At 37.8% G+C, this 26,216-nt stretch carries 21 protein-coding genes; all 21 read left to right on the top strand.

What is annotated here, in order from left to right:
• Positions 1-12 precede the first annotated feature (12 nt).
• The 21 genes from ylqF (at position 13) to BPMYX0001_RS15925 (ending at position 26,141) form a co-directional block, all read left to right on the top strand.
• Complete coding sequence (ylqF, locus tag BPMYX0001_RS16025) at positions 13-885, top strand: ribosome biogenesis GTPase YlqF (RefSeq protein WP_003199468.1); 873 nt, start codon at positions 13-15, stop codon at positions 883-885.
• Positions 886-941: 56 nt separating this feature from the next.
• A complete protein-coding gene (locus tag BPMYX0001_RS16020; protein ID WP_018780927.1) occupies positions 942-1,715 on the top strand; it encodes a ribonuclease HII in 774 nt (257 codons plus the stop codon).
• Between the two features lie 193 nt (positions 1,716-1,908).
• Complete coding sequence (gene sucC, locus BPMYX0001_RS16015) at positions 1,909-3,069, top strand: ADP-forming succinate--CoA ligase subunit beta (protein WP_003199470.1); 1,161 nt, start codon at positions 1,909-1,911, stop codon at positions 3,067-3,069.
• Positions 3,070-3,088: 19 nt separating this feature from the next.
• Positions 3,089-3,991, top strand: coding sequence for a succinate--CoA ligase subunit alpha (gene sucD / locus BPMYX0001_RS16010; RefSeq protein ID WP_003199472.1), 903 nt, complete (start codon positions 3,089-3,091; stop codon positions 3,989-3,991).
• Between the two features lie 90 nt (positions 3,992-4,081).
• Positions 4,082-4,951 (top strand): DNA-processing protein DprA, encoded by an 870-nt coding sequence (dprA, locus tag BPMYX0001_RS16005; RefSeq protein ID WP_018780928.1) that lies wholly within the window; start codon positions 4,082-4,084, stop codon positions 4,949-4,951.
• A 144-nt stretch (positions 4,952-5,095) separates the two neighbouring features.
• Positions 5,096-7,174: a type I DNA topoisomerase gene (gene topA, locus BPMYX0001_RS16000; RefSeq protein ID WP_018780929.1), complete on the top strand. Its 2,079-nt coding sequence runs from the start codon at positions 5,096-5,098 to the stop codon at positions 7,172-7,174.
• Positions 7,175-7,225: 51 nt separating this feature from the next.
• Positions 7,226-8,530, top strand: a complete 1,305-nt coding sequence (trmFO, locus tag BPMYX0001_RS15995; RefSeq protein WP_006095738.1) for an FADH(2)-oxidizing methylenetetrahydrofolate--tRNA-(uracil(54)-C(5))-methyltransferase TrmFO — start codon at positions 7,226-7,228, stop codon at positions 8,528-8,530.
• Positions 8,531-8,595: 65 nt separating this feature from the next.
• Complete coding sequence (gene xerC / locus BPMYX0001_RS15990; protein ID WP_016133222.1) at positions 8,596-9,495, top strand: tyrosine recombinase XerC; 900 nt, start codon at positions 8,596-8,598, stop codon at positions 9,493-9,495.
• A gap of 42 nt (positions 9,496-9,537) precedes the next feature.
• Positions 9,538-10,080, top strand: coding sequence for an ATP-dependent protease proteolytic subunit HslV (gene hslV / locus BPMYX0001_RS15985; protein ID WP_003199482.1), 543 nt, complete (start codon positions 9,538-9,540; stop codon positions 10,078-10,080).
• A gap of 22 nt (positions 10,081-10,102) precedes the next feature.
• Positions 10,103-11,494, top strand: coding sequence for an ATP-dependent protease ATPase subunit HslU (gene hslU, locus BPMYX0001_RS15980; protein WP_003199484.1), 1,392 nt, complete (start codon positions 10,103-10,105; stop codon positions 11,492-11,494).
• 77 nt (positions 11,495-11,571) lie between these two features.
• Positions 11,572-12,351: a GTP-sensing pleiotropic transcriptional regulator CodY gene (gene codY, locus BPMYX0001_RS15975; RefSeq protein WP_000421292.1), complete on the top strand. Its 780-nt coding sequence runs from the start codon at positions 11,572-11,574 to the stop codon at positions 12,349-12,351.
• A gap of 361 nt (positions 12,352-12,712) precedes the next feature.
• Complete coding sequence (rpsB, locus tag BPMYX0001_RS15970) at positions 12,713-13,414, top strand: 30S ribosomal protein S2 (protein WP_018764712.1); 702 nt, start codon at positions 12,713-12,715, stop codon at positions 13,412-13,414.
• A gap of 102 nt (positions 13,415-13,516) precedes the next feature.
• Positions 13,517-14,404, top strand: coding sequence for a translation elongation factor Ts (tsf, locus tag BPMYX0001_RS15965; protein WP_018764711.1), 888 nt, complete (start codon positions 13,517-13,519; stop codon positions 14,402-14,404).
• Between the two features lie 66 nt (positions 14,405-14,470).
• Positions 14,471-15,193, top strand: a complete 723-nt coding sequence (gene pyrH / locus BPMYX0001_RS15960) for a UMP kinase (RefSeq protein WP_003199491.1) — start codon at positions 14,471-14,473, stop codon at positions 15,191-15,193.
• 2 nt (positions 15,194-15,195) lie between these two features.
• Positions 15,196-15,753 carry a ribosome recycling factor gene (gene frr / locus BPMYX0001_RS15955; RefSeq protein ID WP_006095736.1) on the top strand — a complete coding sequence of 186 codons (558 nt, stop codon included), beginning with the start codon at positions 15,196-15,198 and terminating at the stop codon, positions 15,751-15,753.
• A gap of 85 nt (positions 15,754-15,838) precedes the next feature.
• Complete coding sequence (gene uppS / locus BPMYX0001_RS15950) at positions 15,839-16,615, top strand: isoprenyl transferase (protein WP_006095735.1); 777 nt, start codon at positions 15,839-15,841, stop codon at positions 16,613-16,615.
• Between the two features lie 17 nt (positions 16,616-16,632).
• Complete coding sequence (locus BPMYX0001_RS15945) at positions 16,633-17,424, top strand: phosphatidate cytidylyltransferase (protein WP_006095734.1); 792 nt, start codon at positions 16,633-16,635, stop codon at positions 17,422-17,424.
• A 20-nt stretch (positions 17,425-17,444) separates the two neighbouring features.
• A complete protein-coding gene (gene dxr / locus BPMYX0001_RS15940) occupies positions 17,445-18,587 on the top strand; it encodes a 1-deoxy-D-xylulose-5-phosphate reductoisomerase (RefSeq protein WP_006095733.1) in 1,143 nt (380 codons plus the stop codon).
• A 17-nt stretch (positions 18,588-18,604) separates the two neighbouring features.
• Positions 18,605-19,861: an RIP metalloprotease RseP gene (rseP, locus tag BPMYX0001_RS15935; protein ID WP_018764708.1), complete on the top strand. Its 1,257-nt coding sequence runs from the start codon at positions 18,605-18,607 to the stop codon at positions 19,859-19,861.
• Positions 19,862-20,013: 152 nt separating this feature from the next.
• Positions 20,014-21,714 (top strand): proline--tRNA ligase, encoded by a 1,701-nt coding sequence (locus tag BPMYX0001_RS15930; RefSeq protein WP_003208159.1) that lies wholly within the window; start codon positions 20,014-20,016, stop codon positions 21,712-21,714.
• Between the two features lie 125 nt (positions 21,715-21,839).
• Positions 21,840-26,141, top strand: coding sequence for a PolC-type DNA polymerase III (locus tag BPMYX0001_RS15925; RefSeq protein ID WP_006095731.1), 4,302 nt, complete (start codon positions 21,840-21,842; stop codon positions 26,139-26,141).
• Positions 26,142-26,216: the final 75 nt, after the last annotated feature.

Genomic DNA, 26,216 nt, shown 5'->3' with positions numbered 1-26,216 from the left:
GAAGGTGGCAACATGGTAATTCAATGGTTCCCAGGGCATATGGCAAAAGCTAGGCGCCAAGTAACAGAGAAATTAAAGTTAATTGATGTTGTAATCGAACTTGTAGATGCTCGATTACCTTTATCTTCTCGAAACCCGATGATTGATGAAATTATTACACATAAGCCGAGGCTTGTTGTTTTAAATAAAGCGGATATGGCAGATGATCGCTTAACTAAGCAATGGATCGCCTATTTTGAGGAAAAAGGGCATAAAGCAATTTCAATTAATGCGCAGGCTGGACAAGGTATGAAAGAAATTGCAGCTGCATGTAAAGTGCTTGTAAAAGAAAAATTTGACAAAATGGTTGCAAAAGGCATTCGTCCAAGAGCAATTCGCGCTTTAATTGTAGGTATTCCCAATGTCGGTAAATCTACATTGATTAATAAATTAGCAAAGAAAAATATTGCAAAAACAGGCGATCGTCCAGGTGTTACAACAGCCCAACAATGGATTAAGGTTGGTAAGGAAATGGAACTACTGGATACACCAGGTATTTTATGGCCTAAATTTGAAGATGAATTAGTTGGACTTCGCCTTGCGACAACGGGTGCAATTAAAGATTCTATTTTAAATTTACAGGATGTAGCAGTATATGCACTTCGTTTTATGGAAAAGCATTATCCAGAACGTATACAAGAACGTTATAAAATAAGTGAAATTCCAGAAGACATTGTAGAATTCTTTGATGTGATTGGAAGAAATAGAGGTTGCTTAATGGGCGGCGGAATGATTGATTATGATAAAACATCTGAGCTTATTCTTCGCGAGCTTCGCGGTGGTAAACTTGGAAAAATGACATTTGAAACACCGGAAGAATTTGCAGAGGAAGTAGAAGAAGTATAAGACGTGCGTTTGTGCGTCTTTTCTTTTTGGTTATTTTTAAAAGGGAGTGTACATTGATGCAAAAAATCACAATTCAAGAGGCAGAATGTGTATTGCAAGAAATTAAGAATGAAGAAGATGAAAGATTTCAAGTGTTATTGAAGGATGAGCGGAAAGGCGTTCAAAAGCTCATTTTAAAATGGTATAAACAAAAAGAGTTAGCGCAAAAGGAAAAAGAAAAGTTTTTAGAGATGTCAAAATATGAAAAAGCATTACGTGAAAAAGGGCTCACATATATTGCTGGTATCGATGAAGTGGGAAGGGGGCCGCTAGCTGGGCCCGTTGTTACGGCTGCTGTCGTCCTTCCAAAAGATTTCTATATCCCAGGGTTAAATGACTCTAAAAAACTAAGTGAAGCGAAACGTGAGCGTTTTTATGATGAAATTAAAGAACAGGCAATCGCGATTGGGGTTGGAATTGTATCTCCGCAAGTTATTGATGAAATAAATATTTATCAAGCGACGAAGCGAGCAATGTTAGATGCAATTGCGAATTTAGCATGTACACCAGAGCATTTATTAATTGATGCAATGAAGCTTCCTACACCAATTCCGCAAACATCTATTATTAAAGGTGATGCAAAAAGTATTTCTATTTCAGCTGCGTCTATTATTGCGAAAGTAACGAGAGATCGCATGATGAAAGAACTTGGGAAAGAATATCCAGCATATGGATTTGAGCAACATATGGGCTATGGAACGAAACAACATTTACAAGCGATTGAAATGTATGGAGTATTAGAAGAGCATAGAAAAACATTTGCGCCGATTAAGGATATGATTCAAAAATAAGCTGTGACTCACAGCTTATTTTTTTATTTTGGTATATAAACATTACTATTTTCAAAAAAGAATAAAGCGATTTCAGTTTTCTGACACTTTATTGTAGACAGCGTGCCAATCATTTTATACAATGGCAATGTAGTGTTTTTTAAACATTAAAAAACTTTTTGAGTAAAACAGGAAAACAGGGGAGGATGGGACCATGAATATCCATGAGTACCAAGGTAAAGCAGTCCTTAGAAGCTATGGGGTTAGCGTTCCGAACGGGAAGGTTGCATTTACAGTAGAAGAAGCTGTAGAAGCAGCGAAAGAATTAGGAACAGATGTATGTGTAGTGAAAGCACAAATTCACGCTGGTGGACGCGGCAAAGCTGGCGGAGTAAAAGTTGCGAAAAATTTAGATGAAGTTCGTACATATGCGGAAAGTATTTTAGGTACTACGCTTGTTACGCATCAAACAGGTCCTGAAGGTAAGGAAGTAAAACGCTTACTTATCGAAGAAGGTTGCGATATTAAAAAAGAATATTATGTTGGTTTAGTTTTAGACCGTGCGACTTCTCAAGTTGTTTTAATGGCGTCTGAAGAAGGCGGAACAGAAATTGAAGAAGTAGCAGAAAAAACACCAGAAAAAATCTTTAAAGAATATATTGATCCAGCAGTAGGTCTGCAAGGTTTCCAAGCACGCCGCATTGCATTTAACATCAATATTCCAAAAGAGCTTGTAGGACAAGCTGTGAAGTTTATGATGGGCTTATATCGTGCTTATATCGAAAAAGATTGCTCTATTGCAGAAATCAACCCACTTGTTACAACAGGTGATGGAAAAGTTATGGCATTAGATGCAAAATTAAACTTTGATTCTAATGCATTATATCGTCATAAAGACATTCTAGAACTTCGTGATCTTGAAGAAGAAGATCCGAAAGAAATTGAAGCTTCTAAATACGACTTAAACTATATTCCTTTAGATGGAAATATTGGTTGTATGGTAAATGGTGCAGGATTAGCAATGGCAACAATGGATATCATTAAACATTACCATGGCGATCCAGCTAACTTTTTAGATGTTGGTGGCGGTGCTACAGCTGAAAAAGTTACAGAAGCTTTCAAAATTATTCTTTCTGACAAAAATGTAAAAGGTATTTTCGTTAACATTTTTGGTGGCATTATGAAATGTGATGTTATTGCAGAAGGTGTTATTGAAGCGACAAAACAAGTAGGCCTTGAATTACCACTTGTTGTTCGTCTTGAAGGTACAAATGTTGAGCTAGGTAAGAAAATTTTAAATGAATCTGGTTTAAATATTGTTGCAGCAGAATCTATGGCAGACGGTGCACAAAAAATTGTTTCACTAGTGGGCTAATAGAAAGCGGGGGAGAAAAATGAGCGTATTAGTTAATAAAGATACAAAAGTTATTGTACAAGGTATTACTGGTTCACAAGGTTTATTCCATACAAAACAAATGATTGAATATGGTACGAAAATTGTCGGTGGTGTAACACCTGGTAAAGGTGGCACTGAAATTGAAGGTGTACCTGTCTTTGATACGGTAGAAGATGCTGTAAAAGCAACGGGCGCAAATGCTTCAGTTGTGTACGTTCCACCCGCTTTTGCGGCTGATGCGATTATGGAAGCGGTTGATGCAGAGATTGACTTAGTAGTATGTATTACAGAAGGAATCCCTGTATTAGATATGGTTAAAGTTAAGAAGTATATGGCAGGTAAACAGACGCGTTTACTTGGACCAAACTGCCCAGGTGTTATTACACCAGATGAATGTAAGATTGGTATTATGCCAGGATATATTCATAAAAAAGGTCATGTAGGTATTGTATCTCGATCTGGTACATTAACATACGAAGCTGTACATCAATTAACACAAGAAGGCATTGGTCAATCTACTGCTGTAGGTATCGGTGGCGACCCTGTCAATGGTACAGACTTTATTGATGCGTTAAAAGCGTTTAATGAGGACGAAGAAACACATGCTGTTATTATGATTGGTGAAATCGGTGGAACAGCAGAAGAAGAAGCTGCTGAGTGGGTAAAAGCAAATATGACAAAACCTGTTGTTGGATTTATCGGTGGTCAAACAGCGCCTGCAGGAAAACGTATGGGCCATGCTGGTGCGATTATTTCTGGCGGTAAAGGTACAGCTGCTGAAAAAATCAAAACAATGGAAGCTTGTGGTATTAAAGTTGCTGAAACACCAGCTGTTATGGGCGAAACTTTAATCGCTGTTTTAAAAGAAAAAGGATTATTTGAAACTTGTAAAAACTATTAATCTTTTTTGAAAGACACCTTCGTGCTAGAGGGTGTCTTTTTACACTTTTTCCTGTTTACATAATAAAAATTATGGGTAAGGAGAATGATCATGAAAAGGGAACGATTGCTCCATCTTCATTATGTGTTAGCGGATCATTGGAAAGCGTTAACTCGCTTATTGCATATAGATCCAGAGATAAAGAAACTGTATAAATTTAGTTCAGTGGAATTTGAAAAGTATGCTGGGCTGACTCCGAAAAAATCTGCTGAATTAGTTAGCTTCTTACAAACATCTACCCCGGCACAATGTATACATCATTTAGAAGAAAAGCATATTTTTTATGTCACAATATGGGATGATGATTATCCAGAATTATTACGTGAAATATCAGATCCGCCTTTCATTTTATATGGAAAGGGAAAGAGAGAATTATTAGGAGAAATAAATAAATTTGCAGTAGTTGGAACAAGAAAACCTTCTTTATACGGGAAGGAAAGCATACAATCTATTTTACAACCGCTAATAGACAAAGAATGGCTAATTGTAAGTGGTTTTGCAAATGGAATTGATACTATTGCTCACCAAATCGCAGTGCAACAACATAGCCCTACTATTGCTGTCTTAGGGCATGGATTACAGTATATGTATCCAAAAGAGAATTGCTACTTTTATAAAATATGGAAGAATACTGTACTGTTATTAACAGAATATCCGCCACATTACGCGCCTAGAAAATGGTATTTCCCAAAGCGAAATCGAATTATCAGTGGTCTTTGTAAAGGGGTTCTAGTAGTGGAAGCGAAATCGAAAAGTGGCTCGCTTATTACTGCAGATCTCGCTTTAGAACAAAATAGGGAGGTGTTTGCTCTTCCAGGTCCTATTTTTACAGAAAGTGCAGCAGGAACAAATCAACTTATAAAGCAAGGGGCGAAACTTGTTCAAAAAGCAGAGGATATTCTCGAGGAATTTTTAAATTAACCGTATATTTTTATGTTTTTATTAAACAATTATTGACAAATGGTAGAGTGGCACTGTATGTTATACTCATTCTTGATTGACAAAAACAAGAGAAATCAATAAGATTAATGAAGACTTGAATCCACCTCTTAAGGAGGCACTAGCATGTCAGATTACCTCGTAATCGTGGAGTCGCCTTCTAAGGCGAAAACCATTGAGAAATATTTAGGGAAAAAATACAAAGTCGTCGCGTCTATGGGACATGTTCGCGATTTGCCTAAAAGTCAAATGGGGATAGAAGTAAAAAATAATTTCACCCCGAAGTATATTACCATCCGTGGTAAAGGTCCTGTTTTAAAAGATTTAAAATCAGCAGCAAAAAAAGCAAAAAAAGTCTATCTCGCGGCCGATCCAGACCGCGAAGGAGAAGCGATCGCTTGGCATTTAGCGAATACGCTAAATGTGGATGTTGAATCAGATTGCCGGGTTGTATTTAATGAAATTACAAAAGATGCGATTAAAGAGTCATTTAAGCATCCTCGTGCAATTAATATGGATTTAGTAGATGCACAGCAAGCAAGACGGATACTTGATCGCCTTGTTGGTTATAATATTAGTCCTTTATTATGGAAGAAAGTCAAAAAGGGATTAAGTGCAGGACGTGTACAATCTGTAGCGGTTCGCTTAATTATTGATCGTGAAAAAGAAATTCAAAGTTTTATTCCGGAAGAGTTCTGGACAATTAAAACAGAATTTGTCAAAGGAAAAGACACATTTGAAGCATCTTTTTATGGTGTGAATGGAGAAAAGGTTCAATTAACAAATGAAGCGCAAGTAAAAGACATAATTGAAACAATGAAAAACAATGCGTTTTCAGTTGAAAATGTAACGAAAAAAGAGCGGAAACGTAATCCTGCATTACCATTTACAACGTCTTCTTTACAACAAGAAGCTGCACGTAAATTAAATATGCGAGCAAAGAAGACAATGATGCTTGCGCAGCAGCTATACGAAGGGATAGATATTGGTAAACAGGGAACCGTAGGTCTTATTACGTATATGAGAACAGACTCAACGCGTATATCGGAAACTGCTCAAGAGGAAGCTCGCTCTTATATTACTGAGGCGTTTGGTTCAGAATACATAGGGACAGAGAAGAAGAAGGAAACGAAAAAAGCGAATGCACAAGATGCGCATGAAGCAATTCGTCCAACTTCGGTAATGAGGAAGCCAGAGGAACTAAAAAGTTTCTTAAGTCGTGATCAACATCGTTTGTACAAATTGATTTGGGAGCGATTTGTTGCAAGTCAAATGGCATCTGCTGTAATGGATACTGTTACAGCTAGACTCATTAATAATAACGTTCAATTCCGTGCAAGTGGCTCAGTAGTGAAATTTTCAGGGTTTATGAAAGTTTACGTAGAATCGAAAGATGATGGTGCGGAAGAAAAAGATAAAATGTTGCCTCCTTTAGAAATAGGAGAAACTGTATTTTCAAAAGATATGGATCCAAAGCAGCACTTTACGCAGCCCCCACCACGTTATACAGAGGCCCGTTTAGTTAGGATGCTTGAAGAGCTTGGAATCGGGAGACCGTCTACTTACGTACCAACACTTGAAACGATTCAGAAGCGAGGATATGTTGCATTAGACAATAAACGCTTTGTTCCGACTGAACTTGGAGAAATTGTAATTGAACTTATTTTAGAGTTTTTCCCAGAAATTATTAACATTGAATTTACGGCCAATATGGAGCAAAACCTTGATGAAGTAGAAGAGGGGAAAGCAAATTGGGTGAAAATTGTTGATGATTTCTACGTAGGCTTTGAACCCCGCTTAGAAAAAGCGGAAAAGGAGATGCGTGAAGTCGAAATTAAAGATGAACCTGCTGGGGAAGATTGTGAATTATGCGGTCACCCAATGGTCTTTAAAATGGGCAAATACGGGAAGTTTATGGCTTGTTCTAATTTCCCTGATTGTCGCAATACAAAACCGATTGTGAAAGAAATCGGTGTAACTTGTCCGAAATGTGATAAAGGACAAATTATTGAACGCCGAAGTAATAAAAAGAAACGTCTTTTCTATGGATGTGGCACATATCCAGAATGTGACTTTGTATCTTGGGATAAACCGATTGGCCGGAAATGCCCGAAATGTGAAGGTATGCTCGTAGAGAAGAAGCTGAAAAAAGGCGTTCAAGTACAATGTATTTCTTGTGATTATGAAGAAGAACAACAAATGTGAGCGTAACTGCTCACATTTTTTTCGGGATAGAAAAGGAAAGGTGATAAATACATGACAACACAAGTAGTAAACGTCATTGGCGCAGGTCTTGCAGGAAGTGAAGCAGCTTATCAAATTGCAAAACGTGGTGTTCAAGTAAAATTATATGAAATGAGACCAGTAAGACAAACGCCGGCTCATCACACAGATAAATTTGCTGAGTTAGTATGCAGTAACTCACTTCGTGCAAATACATTAACAAATGCTGTTGGGGTCATTAAAGAAGAAATGCGCAAAATGGACTCTGTTATTATCCGTGCGGCAGATGAGTGTTCTGTGCCAGCAGGAGGAGCATTAGCGGTTGATCGGCATGAATTTGCAGCAAAAGTAACGGAGTATGTGAAAAATCATCCAAACGTAACTGTGGTGAACGAAGAAATGACAGAAATTCCAGAAGGACCAACTGTTATTGCGACAGGTCCACTCACATCTCCAGAACTTTCTGCACAGTTAAAAGAGTTAACGGGTGAAGATTATTTTTATTTCTATGATGCAGCTGCACCAATCGTGGAAAAAGAAAGCATTGATATGAACAAAGTATATTTAAAATCTCGTTACGATAAGGGAGAAGCGGCTTATTTAAACTGCCCAATGACAGAAGAAGAGTTCGATCGTTTTTATGATGCTTTAATTGCTGCAGAGACAGTGCCATTAAAAGAATTTGAGAAAGAAGTATTCTTTGAAGGTTGTATGCCTGTAGAAGTAATGGCAAGCCGTGGTAGACAGACATTGTTATTTGGACCGATGAAACCAGTGGGGCTGGAAGATCCGAAAACAGGTAAAACGCCATATGCTGTTGTTCAATTACGTCAAGATGATGCAGCAGGAACGTTATACAATATTGTTGGGTTCCAAACACATTTAAAGTGGGGACCTCAAAAAGAAGTATTACAATTGATTCCTGGACTTGAAAATGCAGAAATTGTACGCTATGGTGTAATGCATCGTAATACGTTTATTAATTCACCAAGATTACTTCGTCCAACATACCAATATAAACATCGTGATGATTTATTCTTTGCTGGACAAATGACAGGTGTAGAAGGATATGTAGAATCGGCTGCTTCAGGGCTGTTAGCAGGTATTAATGCAGCTCGTCTTGTAAAGGGAGAAGAGCCTGTTGTATTACCTCCTGTAACAGCAATGGGCAGTATGGCGAATTATATTACTGCAACTAATGCGAAAAACTTCCAACCGATGAACGCAAACTTTGGTTTATTTGCGCCATTAGAAAAGAAAATTAAAAAGAAACAAGAGCGAAATGAAGCATACGCAACACGCGCTTTAGAGACGATTCAAAATTTTGTAAATATTTAGTTAAATTTCTTGCAAAGGCTACTGAGTTGTGATACGATTTAGTAGCCTTTATTGAGGTGAGTTATGTGAATGTGAAGAAATTGTTACAATTATTCGTTGGATATTTACAAATTGAAAGAAATTATTCAAAATATACAATTGCAAGTTATCAAAATGATTTAGAACATTTTGTGCAATTTATGGAGCGAGAAGGCATATCCTCTTTTTTAGACGTTACATACGTAGATGTTCGTTTGTACTTAACGACATTACACGATGAAAAGCTAGCCCGTAAATCTGTCGCAAGAAAAGTATCGAGCTTACGAAGTTTATATCGTTTTCTGATGCGTGAAGGATATCGAGAAGATAATCCGTTTGCACTTGCGTCACTCCCCAAAAAAGAACTGTCAATCCCCAAGTTTTTGTATGTTGAAGAATTGGAGAAATTGTTTGAAGTTTCTGATGTAAAAACACCACTTGGTCAAAGGGATCAAGCTTTATTAGAGCTTATGTATGCAACGGGAATCCGTGTGAGTGAATGTGTAAGTTTACAACTTACTGATATTGATTTCTCGGTAGGGACAATTCTAGTGACGGGAAAAGGCAAAAAACAAAGGTACGTTCCGTTTGGAAGTTATGCCCAAGATGCTTTAATTACTTATATAGAAAACGGTAGAAAACAGTTAGCTAAAAAAACAGAGGAACATTCTCAAATGGTGTTTTTAAATGCAAAGGGTAAGCCGTTAACGGATCGCGGTGTTCGTTATATTTTAAATGAGCTCATTAAGAAAGCTTCTCTTACAATGCGAATAAGTCCGCATATGTTAAGGCATACATTTGCTACACATATGTTAGATGAAGGTGCAGATTTACGAACTGTGCAGGAGTTATTGGGTCATGAAAATCTATCAACGACACAAATTTATACGCATGTTTCAAAAGAAAGATTGCGTTCTGTTTACATGAAGCATCACCCGCGGGCATAAATTGCTTTTAAAGCTATAAAAACATATAAAGGAGTTTTTTCTATGGGAAATTTCCACGCTACAACGATATTTGCCATTCACCATAATGGAGAGTGTGCTATGGCCGGCGACGGACAAGTGACATTTGGCAATGCTGTTGTGATGAAGCACACAGCACGAAAAGTTCGAAAGCTATTTCAAGGGAAGGTGTTAGCTGGATTTGCAGGTTCCGTTGCGGATGCGTTTACTCTTTTTGAAATGTTTGAGGGGAAATTAGAAGAGTATAATGGAAATTTACAACGTGCTGCAGTTGAAATGGCGAAACAATGGCGTGGTGATAAAATGCTGCGTCAATTGGAAGCGATGTTAATCGTTATGGATCAAACAACGTTACTTCTTGTTTCAGGAACAGGAGAAGTAATTGAACCGGATGATGGCATTTTAGCAATCGGTTCAGGTGGACATTATGCGCTTGCAGCTGGTCGCGCTTTAAAGCAACATGCGAGTGAACATTTAACAGCAAAAGCAATTGCGAAAGCAAGTTTAGAAATTGCTGGTGACATTTGTGTGTATACAAATCACAACATTATTGTGGAAGAATTGTAGAATCGTAAGGGAGGCATTTTATATGCATTTACATTTTACTCCGCGTCAAATTGTAGAAAAATTGGATCAATATATTATTGGTCAAAAAGATGCGAAAAAAGCGGTTGCAGTAGCGCTTAGAAATCGATATCGTCGTAGTAAATTAGCGGAAGATTTACGCGATGAAATTGCTCCGAAGAACATTTTAATGATTGGACCGACAGGGGTCGGAAAGACAGAGGTAGCACGACGAATGGCGAAGCTCGTTGGAGCACCTTTTATTAAGGTTGAAGCGACGAAATTCACAGAAGTTGGATATGTCGGTCGAGATGTAGAATCTATGGTGCGTGACCTTGTAGAAACTTCAGTTCGCATCGTAAAAGAAGAAATGGTCGTCAAGGTTAAAGATAAGGCTGAGGAGCAAGCAAATCAACGGCTTGTTGAAATTTTGGTGCCAAGTCCGCAAAAACAATCCGGATTCAAAAATCCGTTAGAGATGTTATTTGGTGGAAATCAAAATGCGAATCAGACATCTGAAACACAAGATGACACAGAAATTGAAAAGAAGCGCAGAGAAGTTGAAAAGAAACTTGCCGCAGGTTTACTTGAAGATGAAATTGTATCGATTGAAGTGACGGAACAACAGTCTTCTATGTTTGATATGTTGCAAGGTACTGGTATGGAGCAAATGGGGATGAATTTCCAAGATGCATTAGGAAGTTTTATGCCGAAAAAAACGAAAAAACGTAAACTTTCTGTAAAAGAAGCAAGAAAAGTCTTGACAAATGAGGAAGCACAGCGCTTAATTGATATGGATGAAGTTACACAAGAGGCTGTTTATCGTGCTGAACAGCTCGGGATTATTTTTATTGATGAAATTGACAAAATTGCTGGTAAGCAGTCGAATAGCGTGGATGTATCGCGTGAAGGTGTACAGCGTGACATTTTGCCAATTGTAGAAGGATCGAACGTTGCAACGAAATATGGATCGGTGAAAACAGATTATATTTTATTTATTGCGGCTGGTGCCTTCCATATGTCCAAACCGTCTGATTTAATTCCAGAACTGCAAGGAAGATTCCCGATTCGAGTGGAATTAACAAAATTATCGGTAGATGATTTTGTTAAAATTCTTGTAGAACCTGATAATGCTTTAGTGAAGCAATATATAGCATTATTAGCAACTGAGGGTATAGAAATTGAATTTTCTGACGAAGCTATTCGTAAGATTGCTGAGATTGCTTATCAAGTTAATCAAGATACGGATAATATTGGAGCGAGAAGACTTCATACCATTATGGAGAAACTTCTTGAAGATTTATCGTTTGAAGCATCTGAGATTACGTTAGAGAAAATAACGATAACACCTCAATATGTAGAGGAAAAATTAGCAACGATTGCTAAAAATAAAGATGTGAGCCAGTTTATTTTGTAATAGTGTCATCAGGTGACTCGCCCTAGTTTCCAAGTGATGAAAAAATATGTAAGTAACATGTAGGAGGAACTTTTGAAATGGAATTATTAGCAAAAACGAGAAAATTAAATGCGTTATTACAGAGCGCAGCAGGAAAGCCTGTAAACTTTAGAGAAATGTCAGATACAATGTGTGAAGTAATTGAAGCAAACGTATTCGTTGTAAGTCGTCGCGGTAAATTATTAGGATATGCAATTCACCAACAAATCGAGAATGAGCGCATGAAACAAATGCTTGCAGAGCGTCAATTCCCAGAAGAGTATACACAAAGCCTATTCAACGTTACAGAAACATCTTCAAACTTAGATGTAAACAGTCAATTTACAGCATTCCCTGTAGAAAACAAAGAATTATTCGGTCAAGGTTTAACTACAATTGTACCGATCGTTGGTGGCGGTGAGCGTCTAGGTACACTAGTGTTAGCGCGTCTTGGTCAAGAATTTTTAGATGATGATTTAATTCTTGCTGAATACAGCTCAACTGTAGTAGGTATGGAAATCTTACGCGAAAAAGCGGAAGAAATCGAAGAAGAAGCGCGTAGTAAAGCGGTCGTTCAAATGGCAATTAGCTCGTTATCATACAGTGAGTTAGAAGCAATTGAGCACATCTTCGAAGAATTAAATGGAACAGAAGGTTTACTTGTTGCAAGTAAAATTGCTGATCGTGTAGGAATTACTCGTTCTGTAATCGTAAACGCACTTCGTAAATTAGAAAGTGCAGGCGTTATTGAATCTCGTTCTTTAGGTATGAAAGGAACATACATTAAAGTATTGAACGACAAGTTTTTACATGAACTTGCTAAATTAAAAACAAACTAATTGTTAAGGGAAGCTCTCCTCATGTGAGGAGAGCTTTTTTATTTTCTAAAATATTCATTGCGTTCTGATGGGGAAAAAGCCGTAGTTTTGCTTTATTAGGTACGGCTGCTTAAAGTAAAGGAAGAGTGGTAATACTGAAGTTAGAATTGAGAAATAGATGAGTAAAATCATAATTAAAAAGAAAGTTTTACATTGTTCGCATTTTCGACTTGATTGTAATATTTCATTATGATATAGTAAGCAGTGGTGTCAGTACAAAGTACACACGTTTACCGATTTAAGTGTTGGTGCTACGCTTGTAGTTTCGCTTAAAGATGAAGTAAACGGAGGATATCAAAAACCATTTAGGAGGAACTAAATTATGTCAGTAATTTCTATGAAGCAATTGCTTGAAGCTGGTGTTCATTTCGGACATCAAACTCGTCGTTGGAACCCAAAAATGAAACGTTACATTTTCACAGAGCGTAACGGTATCTACATCATCGACTTACAAAAAACTGTGAAAAAAGTTGAAGAAGCTTTCAACGTAATGCGTAACATCGCTGCTGAAGGTGGCGACATTTTATTCGTAGGTACAAAAAAACAAGCACAAGAAGCTATTAAAGAAGAAGCAACTCGTGCAGGTATGTACTTCGTTAACCAACGTTGGTTAGGTGGAACGTTAACAAACTTCCAAACAATCCAAAAGCGTATCAAGCGTCTTAAAGACATCGAAAGAATGCAAGAAGATGGTACATTCGATGTACTTCCTAAGAAAGAAGTTGTTCAACTTAAAAAAGAGTTAGAGCGTCTTGAAAAATTCTTAGGCGGTATTAAAGATATGAAAGGTCTTCCAAGTGCATTATTCGTAGTAGACCCTCGTAAAGAGCGTATCGCAGTTGCTGAAGCACGCAAATTACACATTCCAATCATCGGTATCGTTGATACAAACTGTGATCCAGACGAAATCGATCACGTAATTCCAGCAAACGATGATGCAATTCGTGCTGTAAAACTTCTTACATCTAAAATGGCAGACGCGATCCTTGAAGCAAAACAAGGTGAAGAAACTGTTACTGCGTAACAAATTTGAAAGGTGATAAGGGGTTCGGCCTTTTATCACCTTTTTTAAGGTATAAACACCTTTTCAAAAGGTATAAATACATATTTTAGGAGGATGAAAAATATGGCAATCACTGCACAAATGGTAAAAGAACTTCGTGAAAAAACTGGCGCGGGTATGATGGACTGCAAAAAAGCTTTAACAGAAACTAACGGCGACATGGAGAAAGCAATTGACTTCTTACGTGAAAAAGGTATTGCGAAAGCTGCTAAAAAAGCAGACCGCATCGCTGCTGAAGGTTTAACTTTCATCGAAACAAACGGTAACGAAGGTTTAATCTTAGAATTAAACTCTGAAACTGATTTCGTTGCGAAAAACGAAGGTTTCCAAACATTAATTAAAGAATTAGCTGCTCATTTATTAGCTAACAAACCTGCTAACATTGAAGAAGCTATGGCTCAAACAATTGCAAACGGCAAAACAGTAGAAGAGTACATCAACGAAGCAATCGCTAAAATTGGTGAAAAACTTACACTTCGTCGTTTCGAAATCGTATCAAAAACTGATGCAGATGCATTCGGTGCTTACCTACACATGGGTGGACGCATTGGTGTATTAACAGTTCTTGAAGGTTCTACAGATGAAGCGGCTGCTAAAGATGTAGCAATGCACATTGCAGCAGTTAACCCTAAATACATCGACCGCGATGCTGTAACAGCTGAAGAAGTTGAGCACGAGCGTCAAGTATTAACACAACAAGCTTTAAACGAAGGCAAGCCTGAAAAAATCGTTGCTAAGATGGTTGAAGGCCGTCTAGGTAAATTCTTTGAAGAGATTTGCTTACTTGACCAAGCATTCGTTAAAAACCCTGATATGAAAGTTCGTCAGTTCGTTGAGTCTAAAGGCGGAACATTAAAAGGATTCGTTCGCTACGCTGTTGGTGAAGGTATCGAAAAACGCGAAGACAACTTTGCTGAAGAAGTAATGAACCAAGTAAAAGGTAACAACTAATACAGATTAGGGAACACATTGTGTTCCCTTTTTTAAAATAAAGATGTAAGCAATTGGAGGTTCATTATGAGTAAACCGAAATATGATCGTGTCGTTTTAAAACTAAGCGGAGAAGCTTTAGCTGGTGAACAAGGATTTGGAATTAACCCAGCTGTTATTAAGTCAGTTGCAGAACAAGTGAAAGAAATTGCAGAACTTGATGTAGAGGTTGCTGTTGTTGTTGGCGGCGGTAACATTTGGCGTGGGAAAATTGGAAGTGAAATGGGCATGGACCGTGCAGGAGCGGACTACATGGGCATGTTAGCGACAGTTATGAACTCATTAGCTCTTCAAGATAGCTTGGAGAACATTGGAATTCAAACACGCGTTCAAACTTCTATTGAAATGCGTCAAGTGGCAGAACCTTACATTCGCCGCAAAGCAGTTCGTCACTTAGAGAAGAAGCGTGTTGTTATCTTTGCAGCGGGTACAGGTAACCCGTACTTCTCTACAGATACAACTGCAGCATTACGTGCAGCAGAAATCGAAGCTGATGTTATTTTAATGGCGAAAAACAATGTAGATGGCGTATATAATGCAGATCCATCTATTGACCCAACAGCTACGAAATATGAAACACTTACCTACTTAGATGTATTAAAAGAAGGTTTAGGTGTAATGGATTCTACTGCTTCTTCTTTATGTATGGATAATGATATTCCATTAATTGTATTCTCGGTTATGGAAAAAGGTAATATTAAGCGTGCCGTTTTAGGCGAAAATATTGGAACAATTGTAAGGGGGAAATAAAAATGGGACAACAAGTATTAAAAGCTACAAATGAAAAAATGGAAAAAGCAGTTGCTGCTTATTCTCGCGAATTAGCTTCAGTTCGTGCTGGTCGTGCAAGCGCGTCTGCATTAGATAAAGTACAAGTTGATTATTATGGTGCACCAACACCTGTTGTGCAATTAGCGAACATTACAGTTCCTGAAGCACGTTTGCTTGTTATTCAGCCGTATGATAAAACTTCTATCGGTGATATTGAAAAAGCAATTTTAAAAGCTGATTTAGGTCTAAATCCTTCTAACGACGGATCAGTAATTCGTATTGCATTCCCTGCATTAACAGAAGAACGTCGTAGAGACCTAGTAAAAACTGTTAAGAAATATGCTGAAGAAGCAAAAGTAGCAGTTCGTAACGTACGTCGTGATGCTAATGATGATCTTAAAAAGCTTGAAAAAGCTGGAGATATTACAGAAGACGACTTAAGAGGATATACAGAAGATATCCAAAAAGAAACAGATAAATATATTGCAAAAGTTGACGAAATCACAAAAAACAAAGAAAAAGAAATCATGGAAGTGTAATAGCGATACCTTCGCAAATATGACCCTCTTCTTAAGGGGGTCTTTTTACACTTTTAGGCATACGTCTGCTTGTTGGAGGGTATGAATGATGTTTAAAAAGTTTCCTTTTTTTAAAGGTAAAAAGGTCACATCGTTTGATCATCTCATTGAAAAAGTGAAAAAGGGACATATCCCAGAGCACATTGCGATCATTATGGATGGTAATGGAAGATGGGCAAAGAGAAGAGCAATGCCCCGCATTGCCGGACATCATGAAGGAATGCAAGTAGTAAAAAAAATTACGAAATTTGCTAGTAAACTTGATGTGAAAGTGCTGACTCTTTATGCTTTTTCTACTGAGAATTGGAAAAGACCGAAAAAGGAAGTCGATTATTTAATGAAGCTTCCAGAAGAATTTTTAGGTGCATTTTTACCAGAATTAATTGAAGAAAATGTACAAGTTCGAGTAATTGGACAAAAAGATCGTCTTCCTACGCATACGCGCAGAGCGATGGAAAAAGCCATGGAAGATACAAAAGAGAACACGGGATTAATTCTCAATTTTGCGTTAAACTATGGAAGTCGCGATGAAATCGTTTCTGCTGTGCAACATATGATGAAAGATAGCGAAGAAGGGAAAGTTCGTTCAGAAGATGTAAATGAAGAAATGCTTTCTTCATACTTAATGACAAGCTCTTTACCTGACCCAGACTTGCTTATTCGTACAAGTGGGGAGCTACGTATTAGTAATTTCATGCTATGGCAAATTGCGTATTCGGAGCTTTGGTTTACAGATGTGTATTGGCCAGATTTTACCGAGGAACATTTGCTAAATGCGATTACAGACTTTCAACATAGAGGGCGCAGATTCGGAGGCGTGTAGAAAGAGAGGGTTTGGTAGTGAAACAGAGAATTATTACTGGAGTGATTGCTGCCGCGCTGTTCATTCCCATCGTAATTTACGGTGGCGTGCCTTTTACAGTTTTAGTGTATGCACTTGCTTCTATAGGATTATATGAATTAATTCGTATGAACAAGCTTACACTTATTTCGGTGCCAACAGTTTTAGCCGCATTATTATTGTGGAGTATTTTAGTTCCAAGTAATGCATCAGGAGTGTTCAATTGGATTGGATTAAATAAACTAGAAATCACATTTGTGATTGTTTTATTACTTTTATCATATACAGTCCTTTCAAAGAATACATTTACTTTTGACAATGCTTCTTTTTTACTTATGGCAACAACGTATGTTGCAATGGGATTCTTATATTTAAATGAAACGAGAATAGCGGGAATCCATTTTGTATTTTATGCGTTATTTGTCATTTGGGCAACTGATTCAGGTGCATATTTCATAGGGAAAGCAATCGGAAAAAGAAAATTGTGGCCAGAAATTAGTCCGAATAAAACGATAGAAGGTTCACTAGGTGGTATTGTTTGTGGGATTGTCGTTGCTTTTGTATACAATATGTTTTTCCAAGTTCAAGGGAACGTTGGGATGTTAATAATTGTTACAATTGCAATCTCCATTTTTGGACAACTTGGTGATTTAGTACAATCTGCTTTTAAACGCCATTATGGTGTGAAAGATTCAGGTACAATTTTACCTGGACATGGTGGAATCTTAGATCGAACAGATAGTTGGTTGTTCGTATTACCGATTTTACACTTCTTACATTTCATTTCATAATAAAACGAGGGGTTGGAGTCATGAAAAACATTAGTTTATTAGGGGCAAGCGGATCAATAGGGACGCAAACTTTAGATGTAGTACGCTCGCACCCAGACCAATTCCGTCTCGTTGCTTTTTCTGTAGGGAAAAATATTGACTACGCAGTAAAAGTTATTCAAGAATTTTCTCCTCAGCTTGTTTCTGTACAAAGAGAGGAAGATGTTGTAAGGTTACAATCAGTTTCTGGAAATACAAAAGTAGTATATGGTGACGAAGGACTATTAGAGGTAGCTCTTCACCCAAGTGCAGAAGTTGTAATAAATGCTGTTGTAGGTAGTGTAGGGTTGTTACCAACACTCCGTGCAATTGAGGCGAAAAAAACAATTGGAATTGCAAACAAAGAAACATTAGTAACTGCGGGACATATTGTAATGGAAGCTGCACGCAAACATAATGTGCCGTTACTTCCAGTAGATAGTGAGCATTCGGCTATTTTTCAATGTTTGAATGGAGAAAATGAAAAGCGAATTTCTCGCTTAATTATCACTGCTTCAGGTGGGAGTTTCCGCGATAAAACGAGAGATGAATTACATCATGTGACTGTGGAAGATGCGCTTCGTCATCCAAACTGGTCAATGGGTTCGAAAATTACAATTGATTCTGCTACAATGATGAATAAGGGGCTGGAAGTAATTGAAGCGCATTGGCTTTTCGGCATACCTTATGAGCAAATTGATGTTGTTTTACATAAAGAAAGCATTATTCATTCTATGGTTGAATTTGAAGATCGTAGTGTAATGGCACAGCTCGGCTCACCAGATATGCGTGTACCAATTCAATATGCACTTACATATCCAGATCGATTACCTCTCTCAGATACAAAACAGTTAAATTTATGGGAAATTGGAACACTGCATTTTGAACAAATGAATCCAGATCGTTTCCGTTGCCTACGTTTTGCATATGAAGCTGGAAAGATGGGTGGGAGCATGCCAGCTGTTATGAATGCAGCAAATGAAGTAGCTGTAGCAGCCTTTCTACAAAAGAAAATTAGTTTCTTAACAGTAGAAGACCTCATTGAAAAAGCAATGCACCATCACAATGTCATTGCACGTCCGAGCTTAGAAGAAATTCAGGAAATTGATGCGGCCACAAGACGGTTTGTGATGGAACAAATTTAGCAAAGGTGGTTATGGAATTGAATACAGCGATTGCCTTTATATTAATTTTCGGTGCACTCGTATTTTTCCATGAGCTAGGGCATCTATATTTCGCAAAAAGAGCGGGTATTTTATGTCGCGAGTTTGCAATTGGTTTTGGTCCAAAAATATTTTCATTTGAAAAGAATGAAACAGTTTATACAGTTCGGCTGCTACCTCTTGGAGGCTATGTTAGAATGGCTGGTGAGGATGCAGAAACGGTTGAATTAAAACCAGGAAAAAAAGTTGGACTCGTGTTAAATGAAAACGAAGAAGTTATGAAATTAGTTTTAGACGGGCGCGAAAAGTATCCGAATGTTCGCGTGATTGAAGTAGAGCAAGCTGATTTGGAACACAATCTCACAATTGCTGGTTACGAAGAATACGAGGAGGAATTGCAAACATTCCGTGTGAGTGAAAAAGCTCGTATTGTTTCAGCAGGAGAAGAAATACAAATCGCCCCGTTTAACAGACAATTTGGTTCTAAAACGCTAGGACAGCGAGCATTAACAATCTTTGCAGGTCCTGCTATGAACTTCATTCTTGCATTTGTTATTTTTGTTATCATTGGATTGGTACAAGGTATTCCTGTTGATAAGCCAATGGTTGGGAAAGTAATGAAGGATAGTGTTGCAGAACAAGCAGGATTGAAACAAGATGATACGATTCAAGCAATCGATGGGAAAGACACGAATACATGGAAAGATGTTGTCACGATTGTACGTGAACACCCAAATAAAGAAATTACGCTTCATGTAAAACGTGACAGCGAACAATTGAATGTAAAAGTAACGCCATCAGCTGATAAAGAGGGGAAAGAAGAGGTTGGTAGAATTGGTGTATACTCTCCTGTAGAGAAATCTATTTTTGGTTCTATTAAATCAGGTTTTGAGCAGACGTATACATGGACAAAATTAATTTTTGATTCCCTTGTAAAACTAGTGACGGGTCAGTTTTCTATTAATGATTTATCAGGTCCCGTAGGAATTTATAATTTAACAGACCAAGTAGTAGATTATGGCTTTATTCGTGTTCTTAGTTTGGCGGCTGTTTTAAGCATAAACCTTGGTCTATTCAACCTATTACCGGTTCCTGCTCTTGATGGAGGACGCTTGTTCTTCTTCTTAATTGAAGCTTTGCGTGGGAAACCAATTGATCGCCAAAAAGAAGGAATGGTTCATTTTATTGGCTTTGCGTTATTGATGTTACTTATGTTAGTTGTAACGTGGAATGACATTCGGAGATTTTTCTTGTAAAATAAAGTGAAACTTGTAGTAAGTATAAAATTCACGATGTTTTTTGTGAATAGTGAATGAAATGAATAAAACTCTTAGAGTCGTAATCCCTCACCTAATTTGAGGTGGGGGGTTTTACTGCGTATTAGAGTAAATTAAAGAGGTGCGAATAGATGAAACAAAGTATGGTATTTAGTCCTACATTACGTGAAGTACCAGCCGATGCTGAGATTAAAAGTCATCAATTGCTACTTCGTGCAGGATTCATGCGTCAAAATGCTTCTGGTATTTACAGCTTTTTACCACTGGGGCTAAAAGTATTGCATAAAGTGGAACGTATTGTTCGAGAAGAGATGGAACGAGCAGGAGCTGTAGAATTATTAATGCCAGCATTACAAGCAGCTGAATTGTGGCAAGAATCAGGTCGTTGGTATTCTTACGGTTCTGAGTTAATGCGTATGAAAGATCGTAATGATCGTGAGTTTGCACTAGGAGCAACGCATGAAGAAGTTATTACAGACCTTGTACGTGATGAAATTAAATCTTATAAAAAGCTACCGTTAACATTATATCAAATCCAAACAAAATTCCGTGACGAGCAAAGACCCCGTTTTGGTTTATTACGCGGAAGAGAATTTTTAATGAAAGATGCTTATTCTTTCCATGCGACACAAGAAAGTTTGGATGAAGTTTATAGTGGCCTATACCAAGCATATTCTAATATCTTCGCTCGCTGTGGATTGAATTTCCGTGCGGTTATTGCTGATTCTGGAGCAATGGGTGGTAAAGATACACATGAATTTATGGCATTATCTGATGTAGGAGAAGATACAATTGCGTATTCTGATACATCTGATTATGCAGCAAATATTGAAATGGCACCTGTTGTTGCTTCCTATGCAAAAAGCGATGAAGCAGAAAAAGCACTTGAAAAAGTAGCAACGCCAGATCAAAAAGCAATTGAAGAGGTTTCTGCATTCTTAAATATGGAAGCGTCAAATTGCATCAAATCTATGGTCTTTAAAGTCGATGAAAAGTTTGTTGTTGTACTTGTTCGCGGGGATCATGAAGTAAATGATGTAAAAGTGAAGAATGTCTATGGTGCTTCAGTTGTTGAACTTGCTTCACATGAAGAGGTAAGAGAACTGTTAAATTGCGAAGTTGGTTCTTTAGGACCAATTGGTGTAACAGGAGACATTGAAGTCATTGCTGACCATGCTGTAGCAGCAATTGTAAATGGTTGCTGTGGTGCAAACGAAGAAGGATTCCATTATATAAATGTAAATCCAGAGCGTGATTTCAAAGTGAGTCAATATACAGATTTACGTTTCATTCAAGAAGGAGATCAATCTCCAGATGGAAATGGGACAATCCGTTTTGCTCGTGGTATCGAAGTTGGACATGTGTTTAAATTAGGTACACGTTATAGCGAAGCAATGAATGCAACGTTCTTAGATGAGAATGGAAAAACGAAGCCACTTATCATGGGATGCTATGGTATCGGGGTATCTCGCACAGTTGCGGCAGTCGCTGAGCAATTTAACGATGAAAATGGTTTGGTTTGGCCAAAAGCTGTTGCACCATTCCATGTACATGTAATTCCAGTAAACATGAAGTCTGATGCACAGCGTGAAGTAGGTGAAACGATCTACAATTCATTACAAGAACAAGGTTATGAAGTATTGTTAGATGATCGTGCAGAGCGTGCAGGTGTTAAATTTGCTGATGCAGACTTATTTGGTCTTCCAGTTCGAGTAACAGTTGGTAAAAAAGCTGATGAAGGCATTGTTGAAGTAAAAGTGCGTGCTACAAATGAATCTGCAGAAGTAAAGGTAGAAGAACTTCATGCATACATTGCTAATATTTTGAAATAAGAAGAGGTACCTCCAGGTGAGGTACCTTCTATTTCTATGTAAAATGAAAAATAATTAGTTAAAAGGAAGAAATCTTTCTTTGCGGAACGTTTCAATTTATAATAGCAGATGGAAGGAGGTTGCTTATGTCATTAACAAACGAACAACAAGAGCGATTTCAAATTTTGCTCCAACAGCTGCAAATGCCTGAAGACCTTATCAATCAATATTTACAAGGTGGCGGTATTCAAAGGCTAGTTGTTGATAAAGCAAATAAGAGTTGGCATTTTGATTTACAAGTGCCACGTATTTTGCCAACAGAATTATATGAACTGTTAGAAACACAGCTCAATCAGTCATTTTCACATATTGCAAAAACGTCATTTGCATTAGAAACAGAGAATAAACAATTTACAGAAGAAGAGGTCAAAGCATATTGGCCACTTTGTACAGATCGAATTACTTTTTCACCTATGTTTGCGTATTTAAAAAAGCAACTTCCGCATGTAAACGGAGTGAAGTTGTTACTTGATGTGAATAATGAGTTAGAATCTACTGCGCTAAAGAAAAATCTTGCGAAGTCGGTAGGGGATCAATATGAAGTTTTCGGATTTCCACGTTTTCAGCTTGAAACAAATATAAAGCAAAACGAAGAGGAAGTTCAAAAATTTCGTGAACAAACACAGCAAGAAGATCGTCAGCGTGTTATACAAGCTATGGAAGAAATGGCCAAGAAGCAAGCTGAAGAAAGTGATGTTGTACATGAAGGGCCGATTGTACTCGGTTACCTTATTAAGCCTGATGAAGAGATTACACCGCTACGCGAAATTCAAGATGAAGAAAGAAGAAAAACTGTTCAAGGTTATGTCTTCAATGTGGAAACAAAAGAGCTGCGTAGTGGACGTACGTTATTAACGTTAAAAATAACGGATTATACGGATTCTATTATGATTAAAATGTTCTCACGTGATAAAGAAGATATTCCGATGCTGCAATCCTTAAAAAAAGGAATGTGGGTAAAAGCGCGAGGTTCGGTCCAAAACGATACGTTTGTTCGTGACTTAGTAATGATTGCGAACGATATTAACGAAATAACAGGGCCTTCTCGTAAAGATAAAGCACCTGAAGGAGAAAAACGGGTAGAGCTTCATTTGCATACCCCAATGAGTCAAATGGATGCTGTTACATCGGTATCTAAGCTTGTTTCTCAAGCTGGAAAATGGGGACATGAGGCTATCGCTGTTACAGACCATGCTGTTGCACAGTCTTTCCCAGAAGCGTATTCCGCTGGTAAAAAAGCCGGTGTAAAAGTCATTTATGGTGTAGAAGCCAATTTAGTAAATGACGGTGTTCCTATTGCTTATAATGAGACTCATCGACTACTTGCAGATGAAACATACGTTGTTTTCGACGTTGAAACGACAGGGCTATCAGCTGTATATGATACGGTTATTGAATTAGCCGCTGTAAAAGTGAAAGGCGGCGAAATTATCGATCGCTTTGAATCTTTTGCAAATCCGCATCAACCATTATCAGCAACAATTATTGAATTAACAGGTATCACAGATGATATGTTGACGGATGCACCAGAAGTAGGAGAAGTATTTAAAAAGTTCGAATCATGGATGGGTGACCATACACTTGTTGCCCATAACGCAAGTTTTGATATGGGATTCTTAAATGTTGGGTTTAAGAAATGTGGCTTAGACAAGCCGAAAAATCCAGTTATTGATACATTGGAGTTAGCTAGATTTTTATTCCCAGAGATGAAGAATCATCGTTTAAATACGATGTGTAAAAAGCTTGATATTGAATTAACGCAACATCACCGTGCAATTTATGATACAGAGGCAACAGGTTATTTACTTGTGAAAATGTTAAAAGATGTCATTGAAAAAGGTTTTGAATATCACGATCAATTAAATGACAGCATGGGGCAAGGGGATGCGTATAAACGTGGACGTCCAAGTCATATGACACTACTTGCAACATCAGATGTTGGTTTAAAAAATTTATATAAGCTTGTTTCATATTCTCATTTGAATTACTTTTACCGCGTACCACGGGTACCACGTTCTTTATTAAAAAAATATCGCGAAGGTATATTAGTTGGTACTGCTTGTGATAAGGGTGAAGTATTTGAAGCGATGATGCAAAAGGCTCCTGAAGAGGTAGAAGAGATTGCGCAGTTCTATGATTACATTGAGGTTATGCCTCCGGAAGTGTTGCGTCATTTAGTAGAACGTGAACTCGTTCGAGATGAAGGACAGTTAAAAACAATTATTTCTAACTTAGTAAAACTAGGTGAAACGTTAGATAAACCTGTTGTTGCTACAGGGAATGTGCATTATCTAGATCCAGAAGATGCAATGTATCGCAAAATCTTAGTAAGTTCGCAGGGCGGGGCAAATCCATTAAATCGTCATTCATTACCGCCTGTATATTTCCGTACAACAAATGAAATGTTAGATTGCTTCTCATTCTTAGGAGAAGAGAAAGCAAAAGAAATTGTTGTGACGAATACACAAAAGGTCGCATCGTTAATTGGTGATGTTCATCCAGTAAAAGATGACCTATATACACCGAAAATTGAAGGTGCTGATGATGAAACGCGTGACATGAGTTATACAATGGCACGCAGCATCTACGGTGAAGAATTGCCAGAAATCGTAGAAGCACGTTTGGAAAAAGAATTAAAAAGTATTATTGGGCATGGATTTGCCGTTATTTATTTAATTTCACATAAGCTTGTGAAAAAATCGCTGGTTGACGGCTATCTTGTAGGTTCACGTGGATCGGTAGGGTCATCATTCGTTGCGACGATGATGGAAATTACCGAAGTAAATCCATTGCCGCCACACTATGTATGTCCGAATTGTAAGCAATCAGAGTTCTTTAATGATGGTTCTGTAGGCTCTGGTTTTGACTTACCTGATAAAGAGTGTCCAACATGTAATATCCCGTATGTAAAAGATGGACATGATATTCCGTTCGAAACATTCCTTGGTTTTAAAGGGGATAAGGTTCCCGATATTGACTTGAACTTCTCCGGAGAGTACCAACCACGTGCCCATAACTATACGAAAGTACTGTTCGGTGAGGACTATGTATACCGTGCTGGAACAATCGGTACAGTTGCGGAGAAAACAGCTTATGGTTATGTAAAAGGGTATGCATCTGATCATAACTTAACCATTCGAAATGCAGAAATTGATCGTCTTGTTGCTGGTTGTACTGGTGTAAAACGCACAACAGGGCAGCATCCAGGCGGAATTATTGTTGTGCCCGATTACATGGATATTTTTGATTTTTCACCAATTCAATTCCCAGCCGATTCAGTAGGGGCAGAATGGAGAACAACACACTTTGACTTCCATTCTATTCATGATAATTTATTAAAACTGGATATTCTGGGACACGATGATCCGACCGTTATTCGTATGCTGCAAGATTTAAGCGGCGTGGATCCAAAAACAATACCAACAGATGATCCAGAAGTAATGAAGATTTTCTCTGGACCAGAATCTTTAGGTGTAACAGAAGAACAAATTAATTGTAAAACCGGTACACTAGGTATACCGGAGTTTGGTACAAAATTCGTAAGGCAGATGTTAGAGGAAACAAAGCCAACAACATTCTCAGAACTTGTCCAAATTTCTGGACTATCCCATGGTACAGACGTATGGCTTGGTAATGCTAACGAACTCATTTATAACGGTACATGTACACTGAGTGAAGTTATCGGTTGTCGTGATGATATTATGGTCTATCTGATTTATCAAGGATTAGATCCATCCTTAGCATTTAAAATCATGGAATCGGTGCGTAAAGGTAAAGGTGTACCAGAAGAGTGGGAAGAGGAAATGCGTAATAACAATGTGCCTAGTTGGTATATTGATTCTTGTAAAAAGATTAAGTACATGTTTCCTAAGGCCCATGCGGCTGCTTATGTACTTATGGCTGTACGTATCGCTTACTTCAAAGTACACTTTGCACTCTTGTTCTACGCAGCATATTTTACAGTACGTGCAGATGATTTTGATGTAGATGCGATGGTCAAAGGTTCGGCATCAATCCGTGCAAGAATTGATGAAATTGCGCAAAAAGGATTGGATGCAGCGCCGAAAGAGAAAAGTTTACTAACAGTGTTAGAAATGACACTTGAAATGTGTGAACGTGGTTATTCATTCCAAAAGGTTGATTTATATCGTTCACATGCAACTGACTTTATTATTGATGGAGATACGTTAATTCCTCCATTTAATGCGATACCTGGTCTTGGTACAAATGCGGCCTTAAGTATTGTGGAAGCACGTGGAAATGGTGAGTTTTTATCAAAAGAAGATTTGCAACAACGTAGTAAGCTTTCTAGAACAATCATTGAGTATTTAGATAGCCAAGGTTGTTTAGGAGATCTACCGGATAAAAACCAATTATCACTGTTCTAACAGGCAGGAAAAATCTTTGCAAATCGTTATTTGCTATGGTATACTATTAACCGAGATAACCATGTCATGTATATT

This window comes from Bacillus pseudomycoides DSM 12442, from assembly GCF_000161455.1.
Classification (GTDB): Bacteria; Bacillota; Bacilli; order Bacillales; family Bacillaceae_G; genus Bacillus_A; species Bacillus_A pseudomycoides.
The sequence above is the reverse complement of the archived record's forward strand: the minus strand, read 5'-3'. Positions and strand labels throughout refer to the sequence as shown.